This window comes from Rahnella sp. AN3-3W3 (assembly GCF_003263545.1).
Lineage (GTDB): Bacteria > Pseudomonadota > Gammaproteobacteria > Enterobacterales > Enterobacteriaceae > Rahnella > Rahnella variigena.
The window spans coordinates 26169-36994 of the sequence record NZ_JYDG01000056.1 but is presented as its reverse complement, the minus strand read 5'-3'; the positions used below and the strand labels follow the sequence as shown (position 1 = coordinate 36994).

The 10826-nt window shown below is 52.3% G+C and carries 9 protein-coding genes; 5 read left to right on the top strand and 4 right to left on the bottom strand.

Features of this window, described 5'->3' with window-relative positions; genetic code table 11:
• Positions 1 to 34: 34 nt before the first annotated feature.
• From glnQ to UC15_RS16410, 4 genes are all read right to left on the bottom strand, one after another.
• Positions 35 to 757, bottom strand: a complete 723-nt coding sequence (gene glnQ / locus UC15_RS16425; RefSeq protein ID WP_112289430.1) for a glutamine ABC transporter ATP-binding protein GlnQ — start codon at positions 755 to 757, stop codon at positions 35 to 37.
• On the bottom strand, positions 754 to 1413 hold the full coding sequence (gene glnP / locus UC15_RS16420) for a glutamine ABC transporter permease GlnP (protein WP_013574682.1): 660 nt from the start codon (positions 1411 to 1413) through the stop codon (positions 754 to 756). Before glnP ends, glnQ begins: the two co-directional genes overlap by 4 nt.
• 111 nt (positions 1414 to 1524) lie before the next feature.
• Positions 1525 to 2268: a glutamine ABC transporter substrate-binding protein GlnH gene (gene glnH / locus UC15_RS16415; protein WP_013574683.1), complete on the bottom strand. Its 744-nt coding sequence runs from the start codon at positions 2266 to 2268 to the stop codon at positions 1525 to 1527.
• A gap of 413 nt (positions 2269 to 2681) precedes the next feature.
• Positions 2682 to 2948: a DksA/TraR family C4-type zinc finger protein gene (locus tag UC15_RS16410; RefSeq protein WP_112289429.1), complete on the bottom strand. Its 267-nt coding sequence runs from the start codon at positions 2946 to 2948 to the stop codon at positions 2682 to 2684.
• Between the two features lie 533 nt (positions 2949 to 3481).
• Between UC15_RS16410 and UC15_RS16405 the strand changes: the two genes are divergently transcribed.
• The 5 genes from UC15_RS16405 (at position 3482) to UC15_RS16385 (ending at position 10814) form a co-directional block, all read left to right on the top strand.
• On the top strand, positions 3482 to 4468 hold the full coding sequence (locus UC15_RS16405; protein ID WP_129639012.1) for an SIS domain-containing protein: 987 nt from the start codon (positions 3482 to 3484) through the stop codon (positions 4466 to 4468).
• A 195-nt stretch (positions 4469 to 4663) separates the two neighbouring features.
• The gene (locus UC15_RS16400; RefSeq protein ID WP_198659718.1) at positions 4664 to 5752 is read left to right on the top strand and encodes a capsule biosynthesis protein; all 1089 of its coding nucleotides are present in this window, start codon (positions 4664 to 4666) and stop codon (positions 5750 to 5752) included.
• A 54-nt stretch (positions 5753 to 5806) separates the two neighbouring features.
• Positions 5807 to 7483 (top strand): polysaccharide biosynthesis/export family protein, encoded by a 1677-nt coding sequence (locus tag UC15_RS16395; protein WP_112289426.1) that lies wholly within the window; start codon positions 5807 to 5809, stop codon positions 7481 to 7483.
• The gene (locus UC15_RS16390) at positions 7483 to 9522 is read left to right on the top strand and encodes a capsular polysaccharide biosynthesis protein (protein ID WP_112289425.1); all 2040 of its coding nucleotides are present in this window, start codon (positions 7483 to 7485) and stop codon (positions 9520 to 9522) included. The genes UC15_RS16395 and UC15_RS16390 overlap by 1 nt, the downstream gene beginning before the upstream one ends.
• A 47-nt stretch (positions 9523 to 9569) precedes the next feature.
• Positions 9570 to 10814: a capsule biosynthesis protein gene (locus UC15_RS16385; RefSeq protein WP_112289424.1), complete on the top strand. Its 1245-nt coding sequence runs from the start codon at positions 9570 to 9572 to the stop codon at positions 10812 to 10814.
• Positions 10815 to 10826: the final 12 nt, after the last annotated feature.

Below are 10826 nucleotides of genomic sequence, written 5' to 3'. Positions count from 1 at the left end.
CCTTCGCAGGGGGAGGAGAAGGGCAGCATCACGCTCAGGAAACGTGTTGCAGGAACTCGCGCAGACGTTCGCTTGGCGGGTTGTTCACCAGTTCAGACGGTTTACCGTCTTCGGCGATACGACCTTTGTCGATGAAGATCAGACGTGAAGCCACTTTCTCGGCAAAGCCGACTTCGTGGGTCACGATAACCATCGTCATGCCTTCGTCTGCCAGCTGCTTCATTACCGTCAGCACTTCGTGACGCAGTTCAGGATCCAGCGCAGAGGTTGGCTCATCAAACAGCATCAGTTTTGGTTTAACAGCTAGCGCACGGGCGATGGCCACGCGTTGCTGCTGTCCACCGGAAAGCTCTGACGGATAGTGATTACCGCGCTCGGAAAGCCCGACTTTTGCCAGCAGCTCTTTCGCCTGTTTATTGGCTTCTTCCTTCGACGCGCCACGCACACGGATCGGGCCGAACGCCACGTTTTCCAGTGCGGTCATGTGCGGGAACAGATAAAACTGCTGGAACACCATGCCCGCTTCCTGGCGGATCAGGCGTTCGTCGACTTTCGGGTCGTTCACTTTCAGGCCATCAACAATCAGCTCGCCGGAGGTAATTTCTTCCAGCTTGTTGATGCAACGCAGCAGTGTGGATTTACCCGAGCCGGATGGCCCGATGATAACCACGACTTCACCCTGAGAAATGTTCAGATCGATGTCGTGGAGCACCTGGGTTTTACCAAAGTGTTTTGAGACGTTCTTGAATTCAATCATATAATTTTCAGTTTGCGTTCTAAGCGGCGCAGAACAAAGCTCAGAGCCAGCGTGATGATCAGATAGATAACAGCAACCGCACTCCAGATTTCCATGGCGCGGAAGTTGCCGGCGATGATTTCCTGGCCCTGACGGGTCAGTTCGGCGACACCGATAACGATAAACAGTGAGGTGTCTTTGATGCTGACGATCCACTGGTTACCCAGCGGTGGCAACATGCGGCGCAACGCCAGCGGCATGATGATGTAGCGCAGCGTCGCACGGCGCGACAGACCCAGCGCCAGACCCGCTTCACGGAATCCGTTGTGAATCGACAACACCGCGCCACGCGTAATTTCAGCGATATAAGCACCGGAGTTGATGATGATAGTCACCACCGCCGCGCTGAACGGGTCGATACGCAGATCGGGAACCATCATCGGCAGTGCGAAATAAATGAACATTACCTGTACGACAATAGGCGTACCGCGAATGAGCTCGATAAAGACCAGTGCGACGTTGCTGCTAAACCAGCCACCAAACGCGCGGGCAAAACCCGCAATCACACCAATAATCAGACCGCCAACCAGACCGAGGACCGAAATCCACAATGTCATTTTAGCGCCTTCGAGCAGGATAGGCAGAGCGGGCCAAATTACGCTCCAGTCAAACTGCATGGATTATCTCCTGGTAAAACAACAAACTGCGCCTGTGCAGATTTGCATCTGACAGGCGCTTCTTCTCAAGTGCTCTTTCTTAAAAAAGGAACGACTTAAATTAAAAACAGCTTATTTAGGTTCGGTATCAAACCATTTTTTGTAGATTGCTGCGTAAGTACCATTCTCTTTGATGGTTTTCAGCGCGGCGTTGGCTTTCTCACGCAGGTCACTGCCTTGCGGGAATGCGATACCGTATTGCTGGCCAGCCAGTGAATCGCCGACCGCTTTGAACTGACCTTTACCGGCAGTTTTGATGAAGTACAGAATGTTTGGCGTGTCGTGCATGACCGCATCAGCACGGCCCGTGCCCAGTTCCATGTAAGCGCTGTCGATGTTCGGGAACTGACGCAGATCTTTGGTCTGCACGTTGGCTTTCATGTAATCAACGGAGCTGGTGCCGCTTTTCACTGCAACGGTTTTGCCTTTCAGATCAGCAACGCTTTTGATGGCGTCGTTATTGCTCTTAACCATTACCATCAGACCGCTGTTGTAGTAACCATCAGAGAAGTCGATGGCTTTTTTACGCTCAGGGGTGATGGTGATACCGGCCAGTGCCAGGTCGATGTTGTGTGTTTGCAGGGCAGGAATGATGCCGCCGAAATCCATTGGTTTCAGTTCATAAGAGACTTTCATCTCTTTGGCGACCGCGTCCCAGAGGTCAATGTCGAAGCCGACGTACTTGTCGCCTTGTTTGAATTCAAACGGTACAAACGCAGTGTCGGTAGCTACGATCAGTTTTTTGTCTGCTGCGTGGGAGCTAACGGCAAAGGCCAGAGTCAACGCGGCCAGGGAAACTTTTAACAGTGACTTCATCAGTGAATTTCCTTTGTACATATTATGGGAACGGCATTGGGTTACGGCGCTTTAATGCAAAATTTATGCCAGAATTTATGCGAGACTTTATGCATATTAAAATTCAATAGGTTATCGCGCTGCTGAACCGATCAAGCGGCATTTTTATGAATCAAGGCACTATTATGGTGCGTTGTTACATGTTGAAATGTTCTTTGATGGTGCATGGCTTCATCATTAACCAGATGTTGTATTTTAAACAATCATTAATTAACAATTGTGCTGCTCAAATGATAACTCGCTCTAACTTTATTAGAACCTGAGCAAAACCAGTGCTCAGTTTTGAAGCAGATGTTAAGAAGGGAAGGGCGAAATTCAGACCGGAATTCGCCCTGGGTGAACCAAAATGGTGCAACCGGTCATAAGGAAAAATGCTAGCGCAACTGACTGTCTTTGCTGCCGCGCCTGTTGTATCCGGCATGATCCTGCTGTTTTTTGTCTATCTCTGCCTGACATTTCACACAATATTGCACGCCCTGCAGCGCTTCCCGGCGTGCTTCAGGAATGGGGTCACCGCACTCCTTACAATAATGCGCACTTTCGCCATGGCCGAGCGACTGACGCGCTCGTTCAACCGCGTCGTTCACTGTGGAATCAATCTGATCTTGTACCGCGCCATCTTGCGCCCATCCGCTTGCCATAATGGCCTCCTCGAAACATTAATTTAAATCACTCATTTGAAACATTTATTCACGGCTAAATTTCTATTGGTTAATAATAGGCTGCTTATAGTGCTAATTCGCTATGATTAATTGTGCTAGCTAAGTGTAAATGGTTATAAAACAGGGGGTTGATAATTTTTATTCGTCACAACAACATCGCGAAATGTCATAAATTCCTAGGACAAGTCTGATAGAGTTTGTGTTATTTCGTGCCCTATGTTAAAAAAACGCGTGAATTGAATGAATGTGTTTCGGTTATCAATAACCCATGTGAATCTGTTTCATTTTTCGCGTGTTTGTAAGTTCATGTTTTGCTCGCGAGCCTCTGCATCGTTCAGGTTCTCGCTTTTCTCATTCAATTCCCTCCAGCTGCCAGACAGCGTCGACCGGCCAGACCAGGAAATGGAATTCGTCTCCGTGCATTTACTTGATCGGCTAACCAAAATAAATAACCACTCTTAAGTGTAGTCGCTGAGTGAGTTTTATCCCGGAAGGGTATTCAGGGTATTAAAGTGGCAGATAATCAGGTAGTTGGAAGCGCTGGTCTTGTATCCTTACAGCCCGGTCTGATTGACTCGGTGCGCAGTACGCTTTCTGAACAGGCTGACGCCTTACACCGTCTTTCTTCACACCTCGACAGCGTTCAGTACCAGAAGGCGCTGAAGCTGATTGTTGAATGCAAAGGCCACGTGATCCTCTCCGGAATGGGAAAATCCGGACATGTCGGGCGCAAAATTTCTGCGACGCTGGCCTCAACCGGAACCCCCAGTTTCTTTATTCATCCTGCAGAAGCCTTCCACGGCGATCTGGGGATGATTACGCCGTATGACCTGCTGATCCTGATTTCAGCCAGCGGGGAAACCGACGAAATTCTTAAGCTTATCCCTTCGTTACGTCAGTTTGGTAACCGCATTATTGCGATCACCAACCACAGCGAATCGACGCTGGCTAAACATGCTGATGCGACGCTTGAACTGATGATGGAAAGCGAAAGCTGTCCGAATAATCTGGCACCGACGACATCGACCACGCTCACCATGGCGATCGGTGATGCGCTGGCGGTGGCACTTATCCATCAGCGTAAATTCCTGCCGACAGATTTTGCCCGTTACCATCCGGGCGGCTCGCTGGGGCGCCGTTTGCTGACCCGCGTTTCCGACGTGATGCAGGCAAATGTGCCGACCATTACCGAAGACACGGAGTTCCGCCAGGTTATCTCGGCGATCACCTGCGGTTGTCAGGGCATGGTGGCGGTAAATGATGCGCAGAACCAGCTGGCCGGCATCATTACCGATGGCGATTTACGTCGTTATATGGAAAAGAATGCGCAGCTCGACAGCGCGTGTGCCAGAGACATGATGACTCGTTCGCCGCTGACTTTACCGGCTGACATGATGATTACGGATGCTGAAATGCTGATGCAAAAGCACCGCGTTTCGGTGTTGCTGGTGACGGATAAAGAAAAGAACGTCGCAGGCCTGGTTCGTATTTTCGACTGACGATGAAGCACGATTAAACTCTTTGCGCACCGTGATCCTTATGCGAGGGAAATGAGGTTTTCACGGTACTTTTAATAAAGCACGACACTAAAAACGTGCTGTTTGTCATGATGATAATAAATGTTTATTGAAAAATTGAAGTCCGCATGGCCGGGGGAACACATTGCCCGGGTTCGTCGATCTCCTCATTTTAATATGGCCACGCTGAACCGCAATCTGGGCAAAATTGTGATCGGCCTGCCGATGGCGTTGCTGATCATCTATCTGGTGATCTTCAGCCGTCCGCGCTATCTCAGCGAATCTACCGTCGCGATCAAAAGCTCTAACGACATCAGCGGTTCCAGCCTGAACGTTGGCCTGCTGCTGGGTGCCGGGAATCCCAGCACCGCTCAGGACGCCATGTATTTAAAAGAATACATCAACTCGCCTGACATGCTGGCCGTTCTGGATAAGCAACTCGATTTCCGTTCCGTTTTCGGTAAAAGCGGTCTGGATTTTCTGTATCACCTGCCAAAAGATGCGAGCAGTGAGCAGTTCCTGAATTACTACCGCGACCGGATTGCCGTCACGTATGACGATAAATCGGGCATGCTGACCATCGGCACGCAGGGTTTTACCTCGGAATTTGCCGAGAAGTTCAACCAGGCCGTTCTCAAAGAATCCGAACGTTTCATCAACGAAATCACGCATAAGATTGCCCGTGATCAGCAGGCTTTTGCTGAAAACGAAATGCGTGAAGCCCGCGCCCGTCTGGATGAAAGTAAAACCCAGCTGCTGGCATATCAGAACCACAACAATATTCTCGATCCGCAGGCTCAGGCGATTGCAGCGACCACGCTGGTGAATACGCTGATGGGGCAAAAAATCCAGATGGAAGCGGAACTGCGCAACCTGCTGACCTACCTGCGCGATGATGCGCCGCAGGTGATCAGCGCGCAGAACGCCATTACCTCTCTGGGTAAGCAGATTGATCAGGAAAAAAGCAAAATCACCGCGCCGGATGGCCATCAGCTGAACAGCATGGCGGTAGATTTCGACAGCATTAAATCGAAAGTCGAGTTTGATACTGAACTCTACAAACTCACGCTGACATCGGTGGAGAAAACCCGTGTTGAAGCGGCACGAAAACTGAAGGTGCTCTCGGTGATCAGCTCACCGCAGCTCCCGCAAGAAACCACGTTCCCGAATATCCCTTATATGATCGCAAGCTGGCTGCTGGTGTGCTGCCTGTTATTCGGAACGATTAAATTATTGCTGGCCGTTATCGATGACCATAAAGATTGATGTGGTTTGTACCGCTATCCCTTTTTGCCTGAAGAATCGCACACAGAGCTTGTTATGAAATTATTGAAGTCCGTTTTAATTTTGCTGGCCTGCCAGCTTACCCAGGCAAATGCCATCGGGATCAACGCCGATCCGAACATGACCGGCGCCGCGCCGCTGCCGACTTTTCTAACCGGGCAGACGCAGCAGACCGGTTCTGATACCGGTTTTGATGATTCGCCACCGCCTCCGGTGCCTGCGGTCATGAGCCGTATGTTCGGTGCGCAGTTATTTACCGGCAGCGCGGCGGCTGATAACGCGGCCAGCATCGGATTCAACCCGAATTACATTGTCGGCCTGGGCGATCAGGTTCAAATCCGTTTGTGGGGCGCGTTCAATTTTGACGGCGCGCTGACCGTTGATCCGAAAGGTAATATCTTCCTGCCGAACGTCGGGCCGCTGAAAGTCGCCGGTGTGTCTAACAGCCAGCTGAACAGCGTGATCACCACCAAAGTGAAACAGGTTTATCAGGCTAACGTGAACGTTTATGCCTCACTGCTTCAGGCGCAGCCGGTGAAAGTGTTTGTCACCGGTTATGTCACCAATCCTGGCCTGTACGGCGGCGTGGCGTCTGACTCACTGCTTTCTTACCTGAGCAAAGCCGGTGGCGTGGATACCGAGCGCGGCAGCTATGTCGACATCGTGGTGAAACATAACGACCGCGTGCGTTCGCGCATCAATCTGTACGATTTCCTGCTCAACGGTGACCTGCGCCTGTCGCAGTTTTCTGATGGCGATACCATCGTGGTCGGACCGCGTCAGCACACGTTCAGCGTGGAAGGCGATGTCTTCAACAGCTACGACTTTGAATTCCGTGACAGCACGATCCCGGTCAGCGAAGCCCTGAGCTGGGCGCGTCCGAAACCGGGCGCGACGCACATGACCATTATCCGCCAGCAGGGCAGCATGAAGCGCAGCGAGTATTATCCGCTGGGCTCCGCGCCGGGTCGCTCATTGCAGGATGGCGACAAACTGATTGTCAGCTCTGACCGTTACGCGGGCACCATTCAGGTGCGCATCGAAGGCGCGCATTCCGGTGAACACGCCGTCGTGCTGCCGTATGGCGCCACTATGAGCCAGCTGCTGCCGAAAATCCGCACCAACTCTATGTCGCAGATTAACTCCATCCAGCTTTATCGCCGTTCTGTCGCATTGCGTCAGAAAGAGATGCTGGATCTGACGTTGCAGAAACTGGAAGAAGCGTCTCTGTCCGCACAATCCTCGACGCAGGAAGAAGGGCGTCTGCGTGCGCAGGAAGCCCAGCTGGTCAGCCGTTTCGTGGCGAAAGCCCGTCAGGTGGTGCCGAAAGGTGAAGTGGTGCTGAGCGAAACAAACCTGAATCAGGTGATCCTCGAAGACGGCGACGTCATCAATATTCCTGAGAAAACCTCGCTGGTTATGATCCACGGCGAAGTGCTGTTCCCGAATGCGGTGAGCTGGCAGAAAGGTCTGAGCCCGGATGATTACATCGACAAAGTCGGCGGTTATACGCAGAAAGCGGGTAACTCGAAAGTCATCCTGATCAAACAGAACGGCGAAGCGATTAACGCGGAAGACGTGAAAACGCTGCAACCTGGCGATGAGCTGATGGTGCTGCCGAAATACGAATCGAAGAACATCGAAGTCACACGCGGTATTTCAACGATCCTGTATCAGCTGGCCGTTGCCGCGAAAGTGGTTCTGACAATTTAATGATTGGGATCTTTTCTGCGGGAATTCAACGCATCCCGCATCTGGATGAGTTTCTCGGTCAGCCGTGCCGCAAGCTTTCTCTGCTGCGGCCAGTGCCGGAAGACATCACGCAGATTGCTGTGTGGGGATACCGGCCAACCGGTAATAAAGCCGTCGCCCTGGCCGCAAAATCAGGCCTGCCGGTATTGCGCCTCGAGGACGGATTTATCCGTTCTCTCGAGCTGGGCGTTAGTGGCGCTGCACCGCTTTCCATGGTGCTGGATACAGAGGGCATGTATTACGACGCCTCGCAGCCCAGCACGCTTGAGCGGCTGATCCACCAGCGGGAAGAGAACCAGCCGCTGCATGATGCCGCACGTCAGGCCATGCAGATGATTGTTGACGGTGACTTGTCGAAATACAACCAGGCACCGGCGTGTACGCTGACCCGGCCTGAGCAAGGCGCAGTGTTAGTGGTCGATCAGACCTTCGGCGATATGGCGGTGGTTTACGGCAATGCCGGCGCTGAACAGTTTGATGACATGCTGCGGTCGGCGATAGCTGATAATCCGCAGTCTGAGATTTGGGTGAAGATCCACCCGGACGTTTTGCACGGTAAGAAAGCGGGCTATTTCACGCAGATTGCCAGACTGGCGCAACAGGAGCCGCGGATCAAACTGCTGGCGGAAAACGTCAGTCCGCAATCTTTGCTGCGTCTGGTCGATCGCGTGTATGTGGTGACGTCCAACTATGGCTTTGAGGCGCTGATGGCAGGAAAACCGGTCAGCGTGTTCGGACAGCCGTGGTATGCGGGCTGGGGATTAACGGACGACCGTCATGCTCAGTCTGAACCGCTTCGTGCGCGGCGCGGTACAGCCAGTCTGGAAGATATCTTCAGCGCGGCCTGTTTGCGTTACAGCCGGTACATCAATCCGGTGAGCGGCAAGAGTGGCACGTTATTTGATGTACTTAGCTGGCTTTCGATGCAACGACGTCATCACCAGCAGCGGGCAGGACGCTTATGGTCGCCGGGGCTGACGTTGTGGAAGCGCAGCATTCTGGCGCCGTTTCTGCGAACCAGAAGCAATAAAGTGAATTTCAGTAAACGCTATGCCGGTGAAACCGCCTGCGTGGTGTGGGGGATCAAAGGCGAATCACGCTGGGGTGCGCAGACCGCGCAACAGCAGATCCCGCAATGGCGTATGGAAGACGGCTTTCTGCGCTCGGCCGGTCTGGGTTCTGACCTGCATCCGCCGCTGTCGCTGGTGCTGGATAAATCGGGCATTTATTACGATGCCACACGACCGAGCGACCTTGAGCGCTTGCTGAACCACAGTCAGCTGACGGCATTTCAGCAACAACGTGCCGCTGCGCTGCGTCAGCGTCTGGTCGCCAGTAAAGTCAGTAAATATAACCTCGGCGCTGCGTTTACCTTGCCAGCCGAAGCGGCGGGTAAAACGGTGATTCTGGTGCCGGGACAGGTGGAAGACGACGCGTCGATCCTGACGGGAACGATGTCGATTTGCACCAACAGTGATTTGCTGCGCACGGTGCGTGAGCGCAATCCTGACGCCTACATCATTTATAAGCCGCACCCGGATGTTCTGGTGGGCAACCGGCAGGGACATATTCCTGCGGAAGATGTCAGCCGCTGGGCAAACAGTCAGGCGCTGGATGCTGACATTATTCAGTGTATCCAGGCTGCTGATGAGCTGCATACCCTGACGTCGTTGTCGGGATTTGAAGCCTTATTACATGGCAAAAAAGTGGCGTGTTACGGCATGCCGTTTTATGCCGGATGGGGACTGACGCAGGATGAGCATGAATGTTCACGCCGGCTGCGCAGCCTCAGTGTAGACGACGTGGTTTACCAGGCGCTGATCGCGTACCCGTCGTATATCGACCCGCAAAGTCGGGAGCCCATTTTGGCGGAGCAGGCGGTTGAACTTCTCGCTGCGACCCCACGGGCAGAAATGCAATTCACAAGAATAAAAGCGGGCAGGATAGTCCGTTATTACAGAAAACTGCTCATGCTGATCCGGGTGACTTTAAGCACCTGAGAACAGCTTCTTACTAATGCCTGAGGCGTTGACGGAATCGGACAGAAATGGACAGTAAGGCGCTTACAACATTACTTTCTGGAAAAAAATACTTGCTGTTGCAGGGCCCGATGGGACCTTTCTTCAGTGATTTAGCGCAGTGGCTTGAGTCTCTGGGGCGGGAAGCGGTGAACGTCGTTTTCAACGGCGGAGACAGGCTGTATTCGCGTAAGCGTGAATACCGCTTGTACCAGCAGACGCCTGATGAGTTTCCGACCTGGCTGAAAGAAACCTGGCGGGAATACGACTTCGATACCATCGTGTGTTTCGGGGATTGTCGTCCGTTGCATCAGGCCGCTAAACGCTGGGCGCAGGCAAAAGGCGTGCGATTCCTCGCGTTTGAAGAAGGCTATCTGCGCCCGCATTACATCACGCTGGAACAGAACGGCGTGAATGCCTATTCCAGCCTGCCGCGCGATGCGGAGTTTTACCGCAGCCTGCCACCGATGACCATGCCGGAAATCGAACACCTGAAACCCTCAGGCTGGCAGCGCGTCCGTCATGCGACCCTGTATTATCTGGCAGGCTGGCGCTATCGCCACGACTTCCCGAAATATCGGCATCATAAATCCTTCTCGCCGTGGTATGAGGCGCGTTGCTGGACCCGTGCTGCGTGGCGTAAAAAACTGTATGCCTTCCGCCAGCGCAATGTGTTGCAGCAACTGCAGACGGATCTGGATCAGCGCTATTATCTGGCGATTTTGCAGGTATATAACGACAGCCAGATCCGCAATCACAGCCCGTATAAAGACGTGCGTGATTACATCAATGAAGTGATGCACTCGTTCGCCAGGAAAGCGCCGTCAACGGAGTTTCTGGTGATTAAGCATCACCCGATGGACAGAGGACACCGTTTATACGGACCGCTTATCCGCCAGCTGGGTAAAAAATACGGCATTAATAACCGTGTGATCTACGTCCACGACCTGCCGATGCCTGAACTGCTGACCCACTCAAAAGCGGTGGTCACGATTAACAGCACTGCCGGTATCTCTGCACTTATTCATAATAAGCCGCTGAAGGTGATGGGCAGGGCGCTGTATGACATTAAAGGCATGACCTATCAGGGACATCTGAACCAGTTCTGGACCTCAGGATTTAAGCCGGACATGAAGCTTTTCAAACAGTTCCGTCTATACTTGCTGAAGAATACGCAGATTAATGCGGTGTATTATGGTGCAAAACATAAAAAGGGACTTGAAATTGTCAGTAGTCAACATAAATATATTTTATCAAAATCGAATTCATTTTGACATGAGCGATAA